Origin of the sequence: Pseudomonas sp. VS40, from assembly GCF_018587885.1 — a bacterium.
Classification (GTDB): Bacteria; Pseudomonadota; Gammaproteobacteria; order Pseudomonadales; family Pseudomonadaceae; genus Aquipseudomonas; species Aquipseudomonas pergaminensis.
The window spans coordinates 154,296-173,049 of sequence record NZ_JAGYWD010000008.1 but is presented as its reverse complement, the minus strand read 5'-3'; the positions used below and the strand labels follow the sequence as shown (position 1 = coordinate 173,049).

The 18,754-nt window shown below is 61.2% G+C and carries 20 protein-coding genes; 16 read left to right on the top strand and 4 right to left on the bottom strand.

Features of this window, described 5'->3' with window-relative positions:
- Window positions 1-6: 6 nt before the first annotated feature.
- The 14 genes from flhF to yegS all read left to right on the top strand — a co-directional run bounded on the left by flhF (window position 7) and on the right by yegS (window position 13,753).
- Window positions 7-1,323, top strand: a complete 1,317-nt coding sequence (gene flhF, locus KHP07_RS23045; protein ID WP_078049606.1) for a flagellar biosynthesis GTPase FlhF — start codon at window positions 7-9, stop codon at window positions 1,321-1,323.
- A 105-nt stretch (window positions 1,324-1,428) separates the two neighbouring features.
- Window positions 1,429-2,262: a flagellar synthesis regulator FleN gene (gene fleN / locus KHP07_RS23040; RefSeq protein ID WP_003192912.1), complete on the top strand. Its 834-nt coding sequence runs from the start codon at window positions 1,429-1,431 to the stop codon at window positions 2,260-2,262.
- Window positions 2,259-2,999: an RNA polymerase sigma factor FliA gene (fliA, locus tag KHP07_RS23035; RefSeq protein ID WP_016976604.1), complete on the top strand. Its 741-nt coding sequence runs from the start codon at window positions 2,259-2,261 to the stop codon at window positions 2,997-2,999. Before fleN ends, fliA begins: the two co-directional genes overlap by 4 nt.
- 168 nt (window positions 3,000-3,167) lie before the next feature.
- Window positions 3,168-3,542 (top strand): chemotaxis response regulator CheY, encoded by a 375-nt coding sequence (locus tag KHP07_RS23030; protein ID WP_015885173.1) that lies wholly within the window; start codon window positions 3,168-3,170, stop codon window positions 3,540-3,542.
- A gap of 18 nt (window positions 3,543-3,560) precedes the next feature.
- Window positions 3,561-4,349 carry a protein phosphatase CheZ gene (locus KHP07_RS23025; protein ID WP_078049605.1) on the top strand — a complete coding sequence of 263 codons (789 nt, stop codon included), beginning with the start codon at window positions 3,561-3,563 and terminating at the stop codon, window positions 4,347-4,349.
- Between the two features lie 11 nt (window positions 4,350-4,360).
- Window positions 4,361-6,565: a chemotaxis protein CheA gene (locus KHP07_RS23020; protein WP_099492351.1), complete on the top strand. Its 2,205-nt coding sequence runs from the start codon at window positions 4,361-4,363 to the stop codon at window positions 6,563-6,565.
- 48 nt (window positions 6,566-6,613) lie between these two features.
- Window positions 6,614-7,744: a protein-glutamate methylesterase/protein-glutamine glutaminase gene (locus KHP07_RS23015; RefSeq protein ID WP_028617312.1), complete on the top strand. Its 1,131-nt coding sequence runs from the start codon at window positions 6,614-6,616 to the stop codon at window positions 7,742-7,744.
- Window positions 7,744-8,484 carry a flagellar motor protein gene (locus KHP07_RS23010; protein ID WP_033900785.1) on the top strand — a complete coding sequence of 247 codons (741 nt, stop codon included), beginning with the start codon at window positions 7,744-7,746 and terminating at the stop codon, window positions 8,482-8,484. The genes KHP07_RS23015 and KHP07_RS23010 overlap by 1 nt, the downstream gene beginning before the upstream one ends.
- Window positions 8,485-8,499: 15 nt before the next feature.
- On the top strand, window positions 8,500-9,387 hold the full coding sequence (gene motD / locus KHP07_RS23005; RefSeq protein ID WP_078049602.1) for a flagellar motor protein MotD: 888 nt from the start codon (window positions 8,500-8,502) through the stop codon (window positions 9,385-9,387).
- 51 nt (window positions 9,388-9,438) lie between these two features.
- A complete protein-coding gene (locus KHP07_RS23000; protein ID WP_016976611.1) occupies window positions 9,439-10,227 on the top strand; it encodes a ParA family protein in 789 nt (262 codons plus the stop codon).
- Entirely contained in the window at window positions 10,227-11,021 is a 795-nt protein-coding gene (locus tag KHP07_RS22995; protein WP_078049601.1) for a CheW domain-containing protein, read from the top strand. Before KHP07_RS23000 ends, KHP07_RS22995 begins: the two co-directional genes overlap by 1 nt.
- An 80-nt stretch (window positions 11,022-11,101) precedes the next feature.
- Window positions 11,102-11,584 carry a chemotaxis protein CheW gene (locus KHP07_RS22990; protein WP_010564003.1) on the top strand — a complete coding sequence of 161 codons (483 nt, stop codon included), beginning with the start codon at window positions 11,102-11,104 and terminating at the stop codon, window positions 11,582-11,584.
- Window positions 11,585-11,977, top strand: coding sequence for a DUF2802 domain-containing protein (locus KHP07_RS22985; protein WP_078049600.1), 393 nt, complete (start codon window positions 11,585-11,587; stop codon window positions 11,975-11,977). It abuts the gene before it with no gap.
- 855 nt (window positions 11,978-12,832) lie between these two features.
- Window positions 12,833-13,753, top strand: coding sequence for a lipid kinase YegS (gene yegS, locus KHP07_RS22980; RefSeq protein ID WP_078049599.1), 921 nt, complete (start codon window positions 12,833-12,835; stop codon window positions 13,751-13,753).
- Here yegS and KHP07_RS22975 read toward each other — a convergent pair.
- From KHP07_RS22975 to KHP07_RS22965, 3 genes are all read right to left on the bottom strand, one after another.
- Entirely contained in the window at window positions 13,712-14,371 is a 660-nt protein-coding gene (locus KHP07_RS22975; protein WP_078049598.1) for a response regulator transcription factor, read from the bottom strand. The genes yegS and KHP07_RS22975 overlap by 42 nt on opposite strands.
- Entirely contained in the window at window positions 14,368-15,261 is an 894-nt protein-coding gene (locus tag KHP07_RS22970) for a sensor histidine kinase (protein ID WP_099492353.1), read from the bottom strand. Before KHP07_RS22970 ends, KHP07_RS22975 begins: the two co-directional genes overlap by 4 nt.
- A 369-nt stretch (window positions 15,262-15,630) precedes the next feature.
- Window positions 15,631-16,080, bottom strand: a complete 450-nt coding sequence (locus KHP07_RS22965) for a hypothetical protein (protein WP_177409497.1) — start codon at window positions 16,078-16,080, stop codon at window positions 15,631-15,633.
- A 540-nt stretch (window positions 16,081-16,620) separates the two neighbouring features.
- Between KHP07_RS22965 and KHP07_RS22960 the strand changes: the two genes are divergently transcribed.
- Both KHP07_RS22960 and KHP07_RS22955 read left to right on the top strand, forming a co-directional pair.
- Entirely contained in the window at window positions 16,621-17,556 is a 936-nt protein-coding gene (locus tag KHP07_RS22960) for a chemotaxis protein CheV (protein ID WP_078049596.1), read from the top strand.
- Window positions 17,557-17,595: 39 nt separating this feature from the next.
- On the top strand, window positions 17,596-18,402 hold the full coding sequence (locus KHP07_RS22955) for an MOSC domain-containing protein (protein WP_214498089.1): 807 nt from the start codon (window positions 17,596-17,598) through the stop codon (window positions 18,400-18,402).
- A gap of 64 nt (window positions 18,403-18,466) precedes the next feature.
- On the opposite strand, the gene ppnP is transcribed toward KHP07_RS22955, so the two are convergent.
- Window positions 18,467-18,751 carry a pyrimidine/purine nucleoside phosphorylase gene (gene ppnP / locus KHP07_RS22950; protein WP_034107898.1) on the bottom strand — a complete coding sequence of 95 codons (285 nt, stop codon included), beginning with the start codon at window positions 18,749-18,751 and terminating at the stop codon, window positions 18,467-18,469.
- Window positions 18,752-18,754: the final 3 nt, after the last annotated feature.

Sequence of the window (18,754 nt, the reverse complement as noted above, 5' to 3'; positions counted from 1 at the left end):
TGGGTTATGCAAGTTAAGCGTTTTTTCGCCGCCGATATGCGTCAGGCCATGAAACTGGTTCGTGATGAGCTGGGCGCCGACGCCGCGATTATCGGAAACCGTCGTATTGCCGGCGGTGTCGAGCTGACGGCTGCCCTGGACTACACACCCCAGGCCCTGGCGCCGCGCGTGCCGAACATGGAGCTCGAAGACGAGCTGCGCAAGACCGCTTCGCGGATTGTCTCGGCCCAGGCTGAACTGAGCATGCGCGGCGACAGCGATGCCACCACCAACCGCCAATTGTTCGCCGGCTTGCCGCTGACCGCTGCCGAGCCGCTGGTCGAGCCCACCTTCAAAGAACCGCCGCGTCCTGCTGCGCCTGCTCCGGCGCCTGCGGTTGACCAGCGCGTGTTTGATTCGATGCGCTTTGAACTCAACGGCCTGCGCGAACTGCTTGAAGTGCAGCTTGGCTCGCTGGCCTGGACCCAACTGCAAGGCAGCAAGCCGCAGCAGGCCAACCTGTGGCGTCGCCTGCAACGTATCGGCCTGTCTGGCCCGTTGTCTCGCGACCTGCTGGCCCTGACCACTGAAATCGAAGAGCCTCGCCAAGCCTGGCGCATGTTGCTGGCCCACTTGGCGCGGATGATCGTCACCCCGGAAATCGAACCCTTGGAAGAGGGTGGTGTGATCGCCATGGTCGGCCCTGCCGGCATGGGCAAGACCACCACCCTGGCCAAGTTGGCGGCTCGTTACGTGCTCAAGTACGGCGCTCAGAATATCGCGCTGGTAAGCATGGACAGCTACCGTATTGGTGCCCAGGAGCAGCTCAAGACCCTGGGCCGGATCCTCAATGTGTCGGTGACCCATGTCGATCCGGGCCAGTCCCTGGCCAACGCCCTGGACCCCTTGCTGCGCAAGCGCGTGGTGCTGATCGACACTGCCGGCCTGCAAGCCAGCGACCCGGCATTGCGCATGCAGTTGGAAAGCCTGGCGGGGCGTGGCATCAAGTCGAAAAATTACCTGGTGCTTGCAACCACCAGCCAGAAACAGGTTCTTACCGCTGCGTATCATAGTTACAAGCGTTGTGGCCTGGCCGGTTGCATCCTCACCAAGCTCGATGAAACCGCGAGCCTGGGCGAGGTGCTGAGCCTGGCCATCAGTCATGAATTGCCGGTCGCCTACCTGACCGACGGGCCGCGGATCCCGGATGATTTGCATCTGCCGCGCCGTCATCAGTTGGTCAGCCGTGCAGTCAGCGTGCAAATGCAAGAAGAGCCTAGCGAGGAAGCGATGGCCGATATGTTCGCCGACCTTTACCACAACCCGGCAAAGCGGGTGGGTTGAGTCAGGATGAACACCGTGAAATGTATCTACATCGATGGTCTGCAAGCGATTCACGCGGCCAAGCCATGTAGCCTGCGTCTAAGCAAGACAAGGTAAAGAAATAAAATGGGCAGCATGCATCCCGTACAGGTGATCGCGGTGACCGGCGGCAAAGGTGGCGTCGGGAAAACTAACGTGTCAGTGAATTTGTCCCTGGCCCTGGCAGAGCTTGGCCGTCGCGTCATGCTGCTGGATGCTGACCTGGGCTTGGCGAACGTGGACGTTCTGCTGGGGCTGACACCCAAACACACCCTTGCCGATGTGATCGAGGGCCGCTGCGAGCTGCGCGATGTGCTGCTGCAGGGCCCCGGTGGCATCCGCATCGTGCCGGCTGCCTCGGGCACCCAGAGCATGGTGCACCTGAGCCCGGCGCAGCATGCCGGCCTCATCCAGGCTTTCAGTGATATCGGCGACAACCTCGACGTGCTGGTGATCGACACCGCCGCCGGGATCGGCGAGTCCGTGGTCAGCTTCGTGCGCGCTGCACAGGAAGTGTTGCTGGTGGTCTGCGACGAACCCACCTCGATCACCGACGCCTATGCCCTGATCAAACTGCTTAACCGTGACTACGGCATGAACCGCTTCCGCGTCCTGGCCAACATGGCCCAGAGCCCGCAGGAAGGGCGCAATCTGTTCGCCAAGTTGACCAAGGTCACGGATCGCTTCCTCGATGTCGCCTTACAATACGTCGGCGCAGTTCCCTACGACGAGTGTGTGCGCAAGGCTGTGCAAAAGCAGCGTGCAGTCTACGAAGCGTTCCCTCGTTCCAAATGCGCATTGGCGTTCAAGGCTATTGCCCAGAAGGTCGATACCTGGCCGTTGCCCGCCAACCCTCGGGGGCATCTGGAGTTTTTCGTCGAGCGATTGGTGCATCAGACGAGCGCAGGACCCGTGCTATGACAGCGACCGGCTACAACGCGTACAAGAAGTCTGCCCGTGACAGCCAGGGCGAATTGATCGAGCGCTACGCGCCCCTGGTCAAGCGTATCGCCTATCACTTGCTGGCACGCCTGCCCGCCAGCGTCCAGGTCGAAGACCTGATCCAGGCGGGCATGATCGGCCTGCTCGAAGTGTCGACCAAATACGACGCGAGCAAGGGGGCGAGTTTCGAGACGTACGCGGGTATCCGCATACGTGGCGCGATGCTCGATGAAGTGCGCAAAGGTGACTGGGCGCCGCGTTCGGTGCATCGCAATACGCGCATGGTCAGTGACGCAATTCGCGCAATTGAAGCAAAAACCGGTCGCGACGCTAAAGATCACGAAGTTGCGGCCGAACTCCAATTGAGTCTCGACGATTACTACGGGATTTTGAACGATACCTTGGGCAGCCGCCTGTTCAGTTTCGACGACCTCTTGCAGGACGGCGAACACGAAGGGCTGCACGAGGACGGCGCGAGCGCTCATATGGAGCCATCGCGTGACCTGGAAGATGAGCGTTTCCAGGGGGCGTTGGCGGACGCGATTGCCAATTTGCCGGAGCGTGAGCGACTGGTGTTGGCGCTGTACTACGACGAAGAGCTTAACCTCAAGGAAATCGGTGAGGTCCTGGGGGTCAGCGAATCGCGGGTCAGCCAGTTGCACAGCCAGTGCGCAGCCCGCTTGCGGGGGCGTTTGGGAGAGTGGCGAGCGCGCTGACAGGCAGTGTGGGGACACTGTAGACGATACCGCGAGGGCAAGCAGCCTTCGCGGGTTCGACCCGTGGTGCCCCCGGCAGTCCTTTTTGTGTAATGCCTGTTGATTGAAATGGCGCGTCCAGGTGCTGGGCGCGTTTAAGACTGCTTGGAGGTCGAATTGGACAAGAACATGAAAATCCTCATCGTTGATGACTTCTCAACGATGCGGCGGATCATAAAAAACCTGTTGCGTGACCTTGGGTTCACTAACACGGTCGAGGCGGATGACGGCATTACGGCGATTCCGATCCTCAACAGCGGGAGCATCGACTTTCTGGTAACGGACTGGAACATGCCGGGCATGACCGGCATCGACTTGCTGCGCCACGTGCGCGCTGACGAAAAGCTGCGCAGCCTGCCTGTGCTGATGGTGACCGCCGAAGCCAAGCGTGAGCAGATCATCGAAGCCGCCCAAGCCGGGGTTAACGGTTACGTGGTCAAGCCATTCACTGCCTTGGCCTTGAAAGAGAAGATCGAAAAAATCTTCGAACGCATCCACGGCTAATGCCATCGCGGGGGAGCTATGGAGCATAAAGAAACGTCACAGGGAGACTTCGAGTCGACCCTGAAAAAGCATGCTCATCAGTTGGTCGACAGCCTTGAGAAAGGCCAGTTCGGCGACGCGGTGCAGTTAATCCATGAGCTCAACCAGACCCGTGACCGCGGCCTGTACCAGGAAGTGGGCAAGCTCACACGCGAGCTGCACAGTGCGATCGTCAATTTCCAGATTGACCCGCATATGCCCCAGGCCGAAGAAATTTCGCAAATCACTGATGCCACCGAACGCCTGTCCTACGTGGTCAGGCTGACTGAGGCGGCGGCCAACCGCACCATGGACCTGGTGGAAAACGCCACGCCCCTGGTCAACGGCATGGCCAATGAAGCCCAGGCCCTCAGCGTTGACTGGGGCCGCTTCATGCGCCGGGAAGTGGGGGCTGAAGAGTTTCGAGAATTGGCGCGTCGGGTCGATGGGTTCTTGTCACGCAGCGAGCAGGAAAACCGCACGGTTTCCAGCAACCTCAACGACATTCTGCTCGCCCAGGATTACCAGGACCTCACCGGCCAGGTGATCAAGCGTGTGACCCAGTTGGTCACCGAAGTGGAAAGCAACTTGCTCAAATTGGTGCTTATGGCAGGCCAGGTTGACCGCTTTGCCGGCATTGAACATGACCGCGAAGCGATCCTCTCGGAAAAAGATCCACAAAAACATCTCGCCAAGGGTGAAGGTCCGCAGATTCATGCCGATAAACGTGAAGACGTTGTGTCAGGTCAGGATGACGTAGATGACCTGTTATCCAGTTTAGGCTTCTAAGGAGCACCCACATGAGCTTCGGCGCCGATGAAGAAATCCTTCAGGATTTCCTTGTAGAGGCCGGCGAAATTTTAGAGCAACTGTCCGAACAACTGGTCGAGCTGGAAAGCCGCCCAGATGATGCGAACCTGCTCAATGCAATTTTTCGCGGTTTTCACACTGTAAAAGGGGGCGCCGGCTTCCTCCAGCTCCATGAGCTGGTGGAGTGCTGTCACATCGCCGAGAACGTGTTCGACATCCTGCGCAAGGGTGAGCGGCACGTCGACTCGGAACTGATGGACGTGATTCTCGAAGCGCTGGATGCGGTCAACGGCATGTTCAGCGAAGTGCGCGAACGTGCCCCGATCACCGCGGCCACCCCGGAACTGCTGGCCGCGCTGGCGCGCCTGGCAGAACCTGCCGACACCTCGGCTGCGCCTGTGGTGGAAGCCGCGCCGGAGCCCGTGGCGCAAGCCGAGCCGGATGTGACCGACAGCGAGTTCGAACAGCTGCTCAACTCTCTCAGTGCCGTGAAGGCCGAGGCAGAGGCGCCGGCGGCTGCCGTCGCGGCACCGACCAGCGAAGACATTACCGACGCTGAGTTCGAGTCCCTGCTCGATCAGTTGCATGGCAAAGGCCAGTTTGCGGCCGATGCTGTCGCACCGGTTGCTGCTGCAGAGGCGCCTGCCGCCAGTGCCAGCACCGACATTACCGACGACGAATTCGAAGCGTTGCTCGACCAACTGCATGGCAAGGGCACCTTCGTGGCCGACGCCTTGCCGGAAGTCGCCGCCACGGCTGCGGCGCCTGCCGCTGCCAATGCAGCACCGGCGGGCGACGGCCTGATCTCCGATCACGAGTTCGAGTCCCTGCTGGACGAATTGCACGGCAAGGGCAAGTTCAGCGAAGTGGCCCCGGCCGCAGCGGTCGCGTCCGCTGCACCGGTGGCCGCCAAAGCCGCAGCGCCGGCCCCGGCCGCCAAGCCAGCTGCCACGCCAGCCGCAGCGCCAGCACCGGCTCCGGCGCGTGCCGCTGCAGCACCGGTGGCCGAGAAGCCTGCCAGTGAAGCCGAAACCACCGTGCGGGTTGATACCGCACGCCTGGACGACATCATGAACATGGTCGGCGAACTGGTGCTGGTGCGTAACCGCCTGGTACGCCTGGGCTTGAGCAGCGGCGACGAAGCCATGCAAAAGGCCGTGTCGAACCTCGACGTGGTGACCGCCGACCTGCAGACCGCCGTGATGAAAACGCGGATGCAGCCGATCAAGAAAGTCTTCGGCCGCTTCCCACGCCTGGTTCGCGACCTGGCGCGTCAGCTGAAGAAAGAGATCAACCTGGAACTGGTGGGTGAAGAAACCGACCTCGACAAAAACCTTGTCGAGGCCCTGGCCGACCCGCTGGTCCACTTGGTGCGCAACGCCGTCGACCACGGCGTGGAAACCCCGGAAGAGCGCGAAGCCTCGGGCAAGTCGCGCAACGGCAAGGTGATCCTGGCCGCCGAGCAAGAGGGCGACCACATCCTGCTGTCGATCACTGACGACGGCAAAGGCATGGACCCGACCATATTGCGCAACATCGCGGTCAAGCGTGGCGTGATGGACAAGGACGCCGCCGACCGCCTGACCGACACCGAGTGCTACAACCTGATCTTCGCCCCGGGCTTCTCGACCAAAACCGAGATTTCCGATGTGTCCGGCCGCGGCGTCGGCATGGACGTGGTGAAGACCAAGATCAGCCAGCTCAACGGCTCGATCAACATCTACTCGACCAAGGGCCAGGGCTCGAAGATCGTGATCAAGGTGCCGTTGACCTTGGCGATCATGCCGACCCTGATGGTGATGCTGGGCAACCAGGCTTTCGCCTTCCCGCTGGTCAACGTCAACGAGATCTTCCACCTCGACCTGTCGCGCACCAACGTGGTGGACGGCCAGGAAGTGGTGATCGTACGCGACAAGGCGTTGCCACTGTTCTACCTCAAGCGCTGGCTGGTGGCATCGGCCAAGCACGAAGAGCAGCGCGAAGGCCATGTGGTGATTCTCTCCGTGGGCACCCAGCGGATCGGCTTTGTCGTCGATCAACTGGTTGGCCAGGAAGAAGTGGTCATCAAGCCTTTGGGCAAAATGCTGCAGGGAACCCCGGGCATGTCGGGTGCGACCATCACCGGTGACGGTCGGATCGCGCTGATTCTCGATGTTCCGAGCATGCTCAAGCGTTACGCCGCTCGGCGTATTTGATTCTGGTGGGGCAGGGCGGTAGTGCCCGCCCCGCCTAACGGAGTGTTTATGGCAGTCAAGGTCCTGGTGGTGGACGATTCGGGTTTCTTCCGCCGCCGCGTCTCGGAAATTCTTTCCGCCGATCCAACGATCCAGGTGGTCGGCACGGCCACCAACGGCAAAGAGGCGATTGATCAAGCCATTGCGTTGAAACCGGACGTGATCACCATGGACTACGAGATGCCGATGATGGATGGCATCACGGCAGTTCGGCACATCATGCAACGCTGCCCGACCCCGGTGTTGATGTTCTCCTCGCTGACGCACGAAGGCGCCCGGGTCACCCTGGATGCGCTGGACGCTGGCGCGGTGGATTTCCTGCCGAAGAATTTCGAAGACATCTCGCGCAACCCCGAGAAGGTCAAGCAAATGCTGTGCGAGAAAGTGCACAGCATTTCCCGCAGTAACCGTCGCAGCCTGTTCAGCGCGCCAGCGCCCACGCCTGCACCGGTTGCAGCACCGGCTGCACCGACGTCATCGTTTGCTCGTCCAGCGCCTGCGCCGGTTGCACGGCCTGCCGTGGCGCCGGTTCGCGCTGCTGCGCCTGCGACTGCCCATTCGCCTGCGCCGAAGCGCAAGGCCTACAAACTTGTGGCTATCGGCACGTCCACGGGCGGCCCGGTGGCCCTGCAACGCGTATTGACCCAACTGCCGGCCAACTTCCCGGCGCCGATCGTGCTGATCCAGCACATGCCCGCGGCGTTCACCAAGGCATTCGCCGAGCGCCTGGACAAGCTGTGCCGCATCAGTGTCAAGGAAGCCGAGGATGGCGACATCCTGCGTCCTGGCCTGGCGTTGCTGGCGCCGGGTGGCAAGCAAATGATGGTGGACGGCCGTGGCGCGATCAAAATCCTGCCGGGCGATGAGCGCCTGAACTACAAACCCTGCGTGGACATCACCTTTGGTTCGGCGGCCAAGTCCTACGGCGACAAAGTTCTGGCGGTGGTCCTCACCGGCATGGGCGCCGATGGCCGTGAAGGCGCGCGGCTGCTCAAGCAGGGCGGCAGCGCAATCTGGGCCCAGGACGAAGCCAGTTGCGTGATCTATGGCATGCCCATGGCCATCGTCAAGGCGGACCTGGCCGACGCCGTCTATAGCTTGGACGACATCGGCAAGCATCTGGTGGAGGCCTGCCTCTGATGGATGTATTGAGCCTGATCGGCATCATCATGGCGTTTGTCGCGATCATCGGCGGCAACTACCTCGAAGGCGGTCACCTCGGCGCATTGGCCAACGGCCCGGCAGCGTTGATCGTGATTGGCGGTACCGTGGGCGCGGCGTTGTTGCAGTCGCCCATGAGCTCGTTCAAGCGCGCCATGCAGATTCTGATATGGATCATTTTCCCGCCTCGCGTGGACCTGCCAGGTGGCATTGATCGCGTGGTCAACTGGAGCCTCACCGCGCGCAAGGAAGGCCTGCTGGGCCTGGAGGGCGTGGCCGACGCCGAGCCGGACAGCTACGCACGCAAAGGCCTGCAATTGCTGGTGGACGGCGCCGAACCGGAAGCGATCCGCAGCATCCTGGAGGTGGATTTCTACACCCAGGAAAGTCGCGACATCAACGCCGCCAAAGTCTACGAAAGCATGGGCGGCTACGCGCCGACCATCGGCATCATCGGTGCGGTGATGGGCTTGATCCACGTGATGGGCAACCTCGCCGATCCGTCGCAACTGGGCAGCGGCATTGCCGTGGCATTTGTCGCCACCATCTACGGCGTGGCGAGTGCCAACCTGGTGCTGTTGCCGGTGGCCAGCAAGCTCAAGTCGATTGCCATGCGCCAGTCGCGTTACCGCGAGATGTTGCTGGAAGGCATCCTGTCGATCGCCGAGGGTGAGAACCCACGCTCCATCGAATTGAAGCTCCAGGGCTTCATGGATTGATGGGAGATATCGATTATGAGCCGTCGCCGTCGCGAGCCTGAAGAACACGTCAACCACGAGCGGTGGCTGGTGTCCTATGCGGACTTCATCACCTTGCTGTTCGCGTTTTTCGTGGTGATGTACTCCATCTCGTCGATCAACGAAGGCAAGTACAAAGTCATTTCCCAGGCGCTGATCGGCGTGTTCAACGATGCCGACCGCGCCCTCAAGCCGATCCCCATCGGCGAAGAACGGCCCAAGACCGTGACGCCGGCCAAGCCGTTGGTCAACGACAGCGATGAAACCGCCGCTGGCGTGGGTGGAACCAGCGACCCGCTGAAAAGCATCGCCGATGACATCAGCGCCGCGTTCGGCGATTTGATCAGCTCCAACCAGATGACCGTGCGTGGCAACGAGCTGTGGGTGGAGATCGAGCTGAACTCCAGCCTGCTGTTTGCCAGTGCCGATGCGATGCCCAGTGACCAGGCGTTCACTATCATCGACAAGGTGGCGGCGATCCTGCGGCCGTTCGAGAACCCGATCCACGTGGAAGGCTTTACCGACAATTTCCCGATCAGCACCGCGCAGTACCCGACCAACTGGGAGCTGTCTTCGGCACGTGCCGCGAGCATCGTGCGCATGCTGGCGATGCAGGGTGTGAACCCTGGGCGCCTGGCGTCGGTGGGGTATGGCGAGTTCCAGCCGGTGGCCAATAACGCCACGGTGGAGGGGCGCGCACGTAACCGTCGGGTGGTGCTGGTGGTCTCGCGCAACCTGGATGTGCGTCGCAGCCTGACCGGCACCGGTACCGCCAATGCAACACCGGATGCCGCCTTGAAGCGGGCTGGCACACAAACTGCACCGCCCCCTGTAAAACCGCCGGTTCGTCAGAGCGCCGTCAATTCTCCGTCGCCGGCTCAATAACCTTATGCAATGTCTCGGTCGCGCCTGTGCCTGCCGGGAGGAACCAACCGAATGAGAGTCTGGGCAGTTGCCAATCAAAAGGGTGGGGTCGGCAAGACCACCACCTCCATCGCCTTAGCCGGCTTGCTGGCCGAGGCGGGCAAGCGCGTGGTCGTGGTGGACCTGGACCCTCACGGCTCCATGACCAGCTATTTCGGCTACGACCCGGATGCGCTGGAACACAGCAACTACGACCTGTTCCTGCACAAGGGCAGCGTGCCGGCCGACTTGCCGGGGCAACTGCTGCTGCCCACCAGCAACGAAAGTATTTCCCTGCTGCCGTCCAGCACCGCCCTGGCCACCCTTGAACGCCAGTCGCCGGGGCAGAGCGGGTTGGGCTTGGTGATCGCCAAGACCCTGGCGCAACTCTGGCAGGACTTCGACTACGCCATCATCGACAGCCCGCCGTTGCTGGGCGTGTTGATGGTCAACGCGTTGGCGGCCAGCCAGCAGTTGGTGATCCCGGTGCAGACCGAGCACCTGGCCGTCAAAGGTCTGGAGCGCATGGTCAGCACCCTGGCAATGATCAACCGTTCGCGCAAACAGGCGCTGCCGTTCAGCATCGTGCCGACTTTGTTCGACCGCCGCACCCAGGCATCCCTCGGCACCCTGCGTGTGTTGCGCGATGCCTACCCGGATACCATCTGGAACGGCTACATCCCGGTGGACACACGCCTGCGTGACGCCAGCCGCGCCGGCCTGGCGCCGTCGCAGTTCGACCCGAAAAGCCGAGGCGTACTGGCCTACCGCGCGTTGCTCAAGCACCTGCTGTCCCAGCAACTTGTGGCGCAGGTGGCGTGATGAACCGTCCCGTAGAACTCAAGACCCGGCCGCAACTGGCACTGGAATCCTACCTGGATGCCTTGCTGCAGGATGCGACCGCGGAAGAATTGCCGGAACCGATCCTGGTGCTGGAGCCCGCTGTAGAGCCGGAAAGCACGCTGGATGAATTCCAGTTGGCCGTTCTGGAAGAGCAGGCCCGCGACGCGCAGGTTGTGCCGGTTGCCCCGGTCATCGTGCCGATCGCGCCGGCAGTGGTTGCGCCCGTGGTGGTCGAGCCGGTGGTGGAAGTGCACCTGCCACCGAGCATCACCCCGCCGCCGGTGACTGGCGATGGGCGTCCGAGTTGGGCTGCCGAGCCGTTCGAATGCCTGCTGTTCGATGTCGCCGGGTTGACCCTGGCGGTACCGCTGGTGTGCCTGGGCTCGATCTACTCCCTGGAAGGTCAGGAACTGACGCCGCTGTTCGGGCAGCCGGAGTGGTTCCTCGGCATCCTGCCCAGCCAGGCGGGCAACCTCAAAGTGTTGGATACCGCGCGTTGGGTCATGCCCGACCGCTATCGCGACGACTTCCGCCAAGGCTTGCAGTACGTGATCTCGGTGCAGGGTTATGAGTGGGGGCTGGCGGTGCATCAGGTCAGCCGCTCGTTGCGCCTGGACCCGAACGAAATCAAATGGCGCAGCCACCGGGGCCAACGGCCTTGGCTGGCGGGCACCGTGATCGAACATATGTGCGCGTTGCTCGACGTCGCCGAACTGGCCGAGTTGATCGCCAGTGGCGCGGTCAAGGCGATGCCACAGAACAAACGCAGTTGATTGAACAATAAGGGCCGCATGCGAATGCGGTCAGCGAAGCACACACGCCGTGTCATGCGGCATTTGAAGGGGTCAGGGGTATGAATAAGTCAGCGTCCGCACAAGGTTTGGATGATCCGATCCTGCAATGGGTTACCTTCAAACTGGACAACGAGTCCTATGGCATTAACGTGATGCGCGTGCAGGAAGTGCTGCGCTACACCGAGATCGCCCCGGTACCGGGTGCGCCGAGCTATGTGCTGGGCATCATCAACCTGCGCGGCAACGTGGTGACGGTGATCGACACCCGCCAGCGTTTTGGCCTGGTACCGACTGAGGTCAACGACAACACGCGTATCGTGATCATCGAAGCCGACAAGCAAGTGGTCGGGATCATGGTCGATAGCGTGGCGGAAGTGGTGTACCTGCGCCAATCGGAAGTGGAAACCGCACCGAATGTGGGTAACGAAGAGTCCGCCAAGTTCATCCAGGGCGTATGCAACAAGAACGGCGAACTGCTGATTCTGGTTGAGCTGGACAAGATGATGAGCGAAGAAGAATGGTCGGAACTGGAGAGCATCTGATTGTTCTTTGAGGCGGCGGTGATTGTCCTGGCCCTGTTGTGGGCCGGGACCCTGGCGTTCCTGCTGCGCTATGTGCGCCAGCAGCGCGAATTGTTCCTGCAGCAGGCCGAGCGTGATGCGGTGCGTGACCGGCGCATTCTGGAGTTGGTCAAGCGGGTTGATCATTACCAGCAGAGTGCGGTGAAGGTGGGGGATGAGGTGCATGAACTGCGCGCCATCCTTGCGCCGTTGCCCGACAAGCTGGCGCAGATTGAGCAGCGGGATCCGTCGAGCCTTTCGTTTGCGCAGGCGGCGAAGTTGGTGGGGATGGGGGCTACGGTGGATGAGCTTACTCAGTCGTGTGGGTTGACTCAGGCTGAGGCGCAACTGATGAGTAAGTTGCATAAGAGTTGATTGAGTACATATCCGTTGCTGCGGTAACGGCTGCTTATGGTTCCGCTCTTACAGCGGGTCACTTTTTGAAAAGCGCAAAAAGTAACCAAAAACGCTTCGCCCCAACACTCGGCACCTCGCCTAGGCTCGGTGTGCCCTCACTCCGGCTTTGGAGCGTGGGCCGCCGCGATGGGCCATCCTTGGCCCAGCGCGGCTAACCCGGCGTCCTGCCGGGTTACCCACGCTCCAAAGCCTGCGTTCGGCCAGCGTGTTTAACGGGGCGCCTCAGATCAAGATCAAGAGCGACTCGCTTCGCATCGTGGATACGCGGTCCCTTGTAGGGGCCGGCTTGCCGGCGAAAAACGTGAGACCGCCGCGTTCATCCAGACACCCCACGTCATCGTTAACGACCATCGCCGGCAAGCCGGCTCCTACAGGACCGCGTTGGCTTTTGCCTTTGCTTCACACCACTCAAGCCGGCTGTCAGGCCGCTGTGCTTTTGCTTTTGATTTTGATCTTAGGCGCCCCGTCAAACACGCTGGCCGGAATTCGGCAGGGATTTGGGGGGTAAACCGGCAGGGATGCCGGTTTAGCCGCCCCGCGCCATGGATGGCGCGTGGCGGCGGCCCCCCAAATCCCTGTCGGATTACGGGCATACCGAGCCTAGGCGAGGTACCGAGTGTTGGGGCAAGAGCCTTTTGGTTACTTTTGGGCTCTTTTCAAAAGTGACCCGCCGTAAGGGCGGAACCAATACCCGCCGTTACCCAAAAAACGGATATGCACTCAATCATCCAATTTTTTTCCCATCCAATGGCTTTTTTCTCCCCGCCCAAGGTCCACATCCTCCAAGCACCCTTGAATCAGGAGATTCCCGCAATGACCACCCCCAAAGCCCTGTTGATCCTCCACGGCAAGCAAGCCCTCAACGAGGACGTCCGGACCGCCGTGCAGGCCCGGCGCGAGCAGGGCGGCGAGTTGGCGGTGCGGGTCACCTGGGAAGGCGGCGACGCCCAGCGGCTGGTCAACGAAGCCCTCACTGACGGCTATACCCACATCATCGCCGGTGGCGGCGACGGCACCCTGCGCGATGTGGCCGAAGCCATGGCCCAGGCCAAGACCGACGCCAGCCTGGTGCTGATGCCCCTGGGCACTGCGAACGATTTCGCCAAGGCCGCTGGCGTGCCGCTGGAGCCTGCCCAGGCCCTGGCACTGCTGGACGTGCCACCCAGGGCCATCGACCTGGGCCAGGTCGGCGGGCAGATATTCCTCAATATGGCGACCGGAGGTTTCGGCAGCCAGGTCACTGCCAACACCTCCGAAGACTTGAAAAAAGTCCTGGGTGGCGCCGCCTACCTGTTCACTGGCTTGACGCGGTTCAGCGAGTTGAAGGCCGCCTACGCCGAGCTGGATGGCCCCGATTTCCACTGGAAAGGCGAGCTGCTCGCCCTGGGGATCGGCAACGGTCGCCAGGCAGGCGGTGGGCATGAGCTCTGCCCTGGCGCCATGGCCGATGACGGCCTGCTGGACGTCAGTATCCTGCCGGCCCCCCAGGAAGTGGTCGGTACATTGCGCGAGTTGATGAACAACGGCTGGGGGCTGGACACCATGTTTGTCCGCGCGCGCCTGCCGTGGGTGAATATCAAGGTCGCGCAAGGGCTGTACATCAACCTCGATGGCGAGCCGCTGGAGGGCGATGACCTGCACTTCGAAGCCTTGCCCCAAGCCTTGCGCGTGCACCTGCCGGTGGATTCGCCGTTAGTCGTCCAGGCTGATGATCTGCTCGCGCACCGCGAATAGCACCAGGCCCGCCACGTCGAAAATCTGCAGGCGCTTCATGATCTGCGAGCGGTGGGCTTCCACGGTCTTGATGCTCAGGCCCAGGCCGTGGGCGATTTCCCGCGTGGACTTGCCGCGCACGATCAGGCGCAGGATCTCCAACTGCCGCGCCGTGAGGTTGTGGCTGTGGCCGGCGGGGGTGGTGGGCCCCTGGCTGCGCACCAGCGCCTGGTTGATCACGGTGTGGGCAATCGCCGGGCTCAGGTAGCGTTCGTTGTTGCGCAAGGCCAGCAGTGCGTGTTCCAGCTCGTTGGCGGTGGTGTCCTTGAGCAGGTAGCCATGGGCGCCGGATTCCAGCGCGCACATGATCAGTTCCGGGTCGGTGTGCATCGACAGGATCAGCACTTTGCTCTTGGGGTAGACGCGCTTGAGCTGCTGCAAGGCATCCAGGCCGCCGGTGTGTTTCATCGACAAGTCCAACAGCACGATATCCGGCAGCAGGGCGCTGAACTGCTCCAGCAACTGCGCGCCATCGCTGGCTTCGCCGATCACCGTGTAGCCGGGAATGTCCTGGACCAGCGCGCGAACGCCGGCCCGGATCAGTGCGTGGTCATCCACCAGGAGTAATTTGCAGGTCACTCGAGAACCTTAGGGGAACTGGCCCGTTCGAGGGCGCGCGGCGCCCAGGGGAAAAGCGCTTCGATCCGTGTCCCTTTGCCTGGCTGGCTACTGACGGATAATGAACCGCCAAGCTGATCAGTCCGCTCGGACATGCCGGCCATGCCCCGTTGGCCTTCCAGGCCTGGGTTGATGGCTGGCGAAAAACCCTGCCCGTCATCGCAGATAACCAGCGACAGGCCCTCGGGCAGGCGTTGCAGGCGTACCAGCAGGTTGCGCGCCTTGGCGTGGCGCAACATGTTGGTCACGGCTTCCTGGGTGATGCGAAAGGCCGCCACGGCCATTTCTTCCGGGATGCCGGTCAGCCGTTGCTGGCATTCCAGGCTCCAGTGAATCGGAGTGTTTTCCAGGGTCTTGAGCAGGTGCGCGCGCAGGCTGGCTTCCAGGCCCAGGCTGGCCAACTGGCGAGGGTTGAGGATGGCGGAGACGTCGCGCACCTTGGCCAGGGTTTCATTCAGGGTGTTGCACAGCACTGTGCATTGGCTTTGCAGGTCTTCGGGCAGGCGGCGCTTGAGCCATTCGCTTTGCAGTTTGGCGGCGGTGAGCAGTTGGCCGATATCGTCATGCAGTTCGCGGCTGAGGCGGTGGCGCTCGTTCTCCTGCACTTGCAATAGGCGGTCGGCCAGTTCCTGGGGTTGGAACTTGATGGACTTGCGCGAGCGCCATTGTTGCAGGCCGACCACCACCAGGGTGGCCAGGTTGAGCACGATCACCAGCAATGGCAGCGCCTCGGAACGGGTGTAGGCCCACAGGCCGAGCAGCAGCGAAGCAAGGCACAGGGCAAGGATCAAACGGCGTGCATTGCTGCGGGACGCGAACCTGGCGATGAGGGGCTTGAGACTGGCGTACATAGCGGATGGAGCCAATGAAGGTTCGCTGCGGGAAGACCGGTCACGGCGGCTGACTGGGCTCTGTTTGGAATGCGTTATCGAATCGTTTTTATGCATGATGAAGTTGAGTCACTTCGAGCGGGGCATAGTACCACCACTGTTACCGTTGGTCGCCTGGTGCGGTGCCTTGCAGGATTAATAACCGCGCAAATGCTCCGGGCGGTATTCCCAGAGTTCATGAAGTGGGGAAGTTATATTATTTCTGCAAGGTTGTATCGTTATTACCGTTAATGGCTAATTGATATCTTTGCCCGCGCGACTCAATTCAACTCGATTAATGGTGGGGTCGTTTTCAGACAACTTCAGTTTAAATACGACATGGATATTCACTCAAGACGTGTGATGCAAGCGCTGCTGCGGTTTATAACTGAAATCTTTTTGCGGAATCTGCAACGTAACCGTTGCAATCAATGTTGCCTGCTCACTCTCATCCATACCCAGTTCGCCGGTGCGGGTGTCGATGAGTTCCAGTTGCCATGCCAATAAAGTCAGGCACGCATGCAAGGCATCCAGCGCCTGATCATGCAGCTGCATGGGGCTGGCGGCGTTGGCGATCAGGTACTGGATATGCCGGGAAAACTCGCTGATTGCCTGCAGGGCCAGGCTGTCGGCCTTCTCGGCCAGTTTGGCCAGGCTGGACTTCATGCAGTCGATGGCGTCGCTGTCGTCGCGAATCAGGTGCAAATGGCTCAAGCACTCTTCCGACTTGGCCAGTAGCCTTTCCGCTTCCAACAAAAACTCGGGAAGTGTGGTCTGCCATTCATTTGCGCTGTTCATCATGCAAGTCTCCACAACATAAGGTCGGGTGATGAGATGTCGCACCGGGTGAATGGCTTAAAAGTAGCGCTGAAATATGACTGGGATCTGTAGGTCGCTTCTGAGTTTTCAGTAGGACGCTTATTAGAGTGGCGGCAACGGCGGTGCGCTGCCCTCATGAGCGGGGTCAGTTGCACACCTTCAATGGCCGACATCTGTATGTCTGGAAGGCCTGCGGGCCGAGGGCTTGGGATGGCAAACAAAAGCCTGACTCCATTCATGCATTGAGAATGGCGTCACATTAATGGCTATTAGATATTGCGAATATCAGGTTGGGCCTGATTGTGCCTAGGGGAATCCCTTACATAGCGGAACCTTGCGTCGAATTGAATGTCGCGCAACGTCGCTATACCGCCATCTGGAGTGGCCAGCGCAGTAAACCATGATGTCAGTGTGACATCAATGAATTTACGTGGCATTTTACCAGGGTCAAGGTCTGGCGTTCGCCGCCGATAACCAGGCTTATGTGAACCGCACAATTCCTCAGCGCAACAGGAGCTTTTAATGGCCGGCATTCTCGACACGGTAGATCAACGCACACAGCTGGTGGGTGAGAATCGCCTGGAGATCCTCATGTTCCGCCTGGCCGGGCGCCAGTTGTTCGCGATCAACGTGTTCAAGGTGCAGGAAGTGCTGCAACTGCCCAAGTTGACCTTGATGCCGCAACGTCATCCGTTCGTGTGCGGCGTGGTCAACCTGCGTGGCCAGACCCTGCCGGTGATCGACCTGTCCCAGGCGATTGGCATGCGCCCGCTGGTGCCGGGCCCCAACAGCACCATTATCGTCACCGAGTACAACCGCTCCGTGCAGGCGTTTTTGGTGGGCGGCGTTGACCGCATCGTCAACATGAACTGGGAAGCCATCCTGCCGCCGCCGGCCAGTGCCGGTCGCCAGCATTACCTCACGGCCATCAGCAAGGTCGACGACCAGTTGGTGGAAATCATCGACGTGGAAAAAGTCCTGGCTGAAATTGTGCCGTACAACGCCAAGGTCTCCCGCGAGAAACTCGAAGACCCGGTGCTGGAGCGCGCCCGTGGCCGTGAAGTGCTGCTGGTGGATGACTCCAACGTGGCGCTCTCGCAATTGCGCGACACCCTCGGCCAACTGGGCGTGAAGATGCACATTGCCAGCGACGGCCTCAAGGCACTGAACATGCTCAAGGCCTGGGCCGACAGTGGCCAGGTGATGACCGACAAGCTGCTGATGATCTTCACCGATGCCGAAATGCCTGAAATGGACGGCTACCGTCTCACCACCGAGATCCGCAACGACCCGCGCCTGCGCAAGCTGTATGTGGTGCTGCACACCTCTTTGTCGGGCAGTTTCAATGACTCGATGGTGAAGAAGGTCGGCTGCGACAACTTCCTGTCCAAATTCCAGCCCGACAAGCTGGTGGATGTAGTGCGTCAGCGTCTGATGCTGGACGAAGTGCCCGCTTGACCTTAGGGTGACGGCTTTGCCCCTCAGGAATGCAGGCCCATGCTTCGTCTCAGCGCGTTGTACCGTTACCCCTTGAAGTCCGGCAAGGCCGAAATAGTGCAGCAGGTCGGCCTGGATAAGCTTGGGGTGGACGGCGATCGACGCTGGATGCTGGTGGATGAGGCCAGCGGGCGTTTCCTCACGCAGCGTGCCGTGGCCAAGATGAGCCAACTCTCGGCCCTGTGGAACAGCCACGGCGGGCTCACCCTGAGTTCGCCTGGCTACACGCCGTTGGACGTGGCGTTGCCTGGTAGCGACGCTCAATTACGCGGTGTGACCATCTGGCGCGACACCTTGCGTGTGCCCGACGCCGGCGACGAGGCCGCGGCCTGGGTCAGTGCCTTTATCGGCAAACCGACGCGCCTGGTGCAGATCCCCCTCGAGCGCGCCCGCACCACCGAAGCCGGTTATGGCAAAGATGACGATCAAGTTGGGTTCGCCGACGGCTACCCGCTGCTGGTGATCGGCCAGGCCTCGCTGGATGACCTGTCGCAACGCATCGGCCGCCCCATGGAGATGCTGCGTTTTCGTCCCAACCTGGTGATCGAAGGCGGCGAAGCTTTTGCCGAGGACGGCTGGAAACGCCTGCGCATCGGTGATGTTGAGTTTCGAGCGGTCAAGCAGTGCTCGCGCTGCATCCTCACCACCATCGACCCGCAGACCGGCGAACGCAGCGCCGACCGCGAACCCTTCGCGACGCTGGAGGCCTACCGCAAGACTGAAAATGGCGCGATGTTCGGCCAAAACCTGGTCAACGATGGCGTGGGTCGCCTGGAAGTCGGGATGCCGGTGACGATTCTTGAGTAATTTCCCGCGCCCATAAAAAAGCCCGTCTCCTGCGAGACGGGCTTTTTTTGCCTGTTGCTGACCCTTAGCCGCGGTATTCGCACAGGTAAGCGGTGTCCACGGCGACCTTCAGCTGGAACTTGCTGTTGGCCGGTACGTTGAACTGGCTGCCGGCGGCGAAGGTTTCCCACTCGCTGGCGTCAGGCAGCTTGACGGTCAGGGCACCGGACACCACGTGCATGATTTCACGCTGGGCGGTGCCGAACTCGTATTCGCCGGGGGCCATGACGCCGATGGTCGCCGGACCTTCTGGGGTGCCGAAAGCGATCGACTTGACGGTGCCGTCGAAGTACTCGTTGACTTTGAACATGGG

Coding starts and splice junctions, on each gene's coding strand:
- flhF (WP_078049606.1), top strand. CDS start 7: ATGCAAGTTAAGCGTTTTTTCGCCGCCGATATGCGTCAGGCCATGAAA.
- fleN (WP_003192912.1), top strand. CDS start 1,429: ATGGGCAGCATGCATCCCGTACAGGTGATCGCGGTGACCGGCGGCAAA.
- fliA (WP_016976604.1), top strand. CDS start 2,259: ATGACAGCGACCGGCTACAACGCGTACAAGAAGTCTGCCCGTGACAGC.
- KHP07_RS23030 (WP_015885173.1), top strand. CDS start 3,168: ATGAAAATCCTCATCGTTGATGACTTCTCAACGATGCGGCGGATCATA.
- KHP07_RS23025 (WP_078049605.1), top strand. CDS start 3,561: ATGGAGCATAAAGAAACGTCACAGGGAGACTTCGAGTCGACCCTGAAA.
- KHP07_RS23020 (WP_099492351.1), top strand. CDS start 4,361: ATGAGCTTCGGCGCCGATGAAGAAATCCTTCAGGATTTCCTTGTAGAG.
- KHP07_RS23015 (WP_028617312.1), top strand. CDS start 6,614: ATGGCAGTCAAGGTCCTGGTGGTGGACGATTCGGGTTTCTTCCGCCGC.
- KHP07_RS23010 (WP_033900785.1), top strand. CDS start 7,744: ATGGATGTATTGAGCCTGATCGGCATCATCATGGCGTTTGTCGCGATC.
- motD (WP_078049602.1), top strand. CDS start 8,500: ATGAGCCGTCGCCGTCGCGAGCCTGAAGAACACGTCAACCACGAGCGG.
- KHP07_RS23000 (WP_016976611.1), top strand. CDS start 9,439: ATGAGAGTCTGGGCAGTTGCCAATCAAAAGGGTGGGGTCGGCAAGACC.
- KHP07_RS22995 (WP_078049601.1), top strand. CDS start 10,227: ATGAACCGTCCCGTAGAACTCAAGACCCGGCCGCAACTGGCACTGGAA.
- KHP07_RS22990 (WP_010564003.1), top strand. CDS start 11,102: ATGAATAAGTCAGCGTCCGCACAAGGTTTGGATGATCCGATCCTGCAA.
- yegS (WP_078049599.1), top strand. CDS start 12,833: ATGACCACCCCCAAAGCCCTGTTGATCCTCCACGGCAAGCAAGCCCTC.
- KHP07_RS22970 (WP_099492353.1), bottom strand. CDS start 15,261: ATGTACGCCAGTCTCAAGCCCCTCATCGCCAGGTTCGCGTCCCGCAGC.
- KHP07_RS22965 (WP_177409497.1), bottom strand. CDS start 16,080: ATGATGAACAGCGCAAATGAATGGCAGACCACACTTCCCGAGTTTTTG.
- KHP07_RS22960 (WP_078049596.1), top strand. CDS start 16,621: ATGGCCGGCATTCTCGACACGGTAGATCAACGCACACAGCTGGTGGGT.
- KHP07_RS22955 (WP_214498089.1), top strand. CDS start 17,596: ATGCTTCGTCTCAGCGCGTTGTACCGTTACCCCTTGAAGTCCGGCAAG.
- ppnP (WP_034107898.1), bottom strand. CDS start 18,751: ATGTTCAAAGTCAACGAGTACTTCGACGGCACCGTCAAGTCGATCGCT.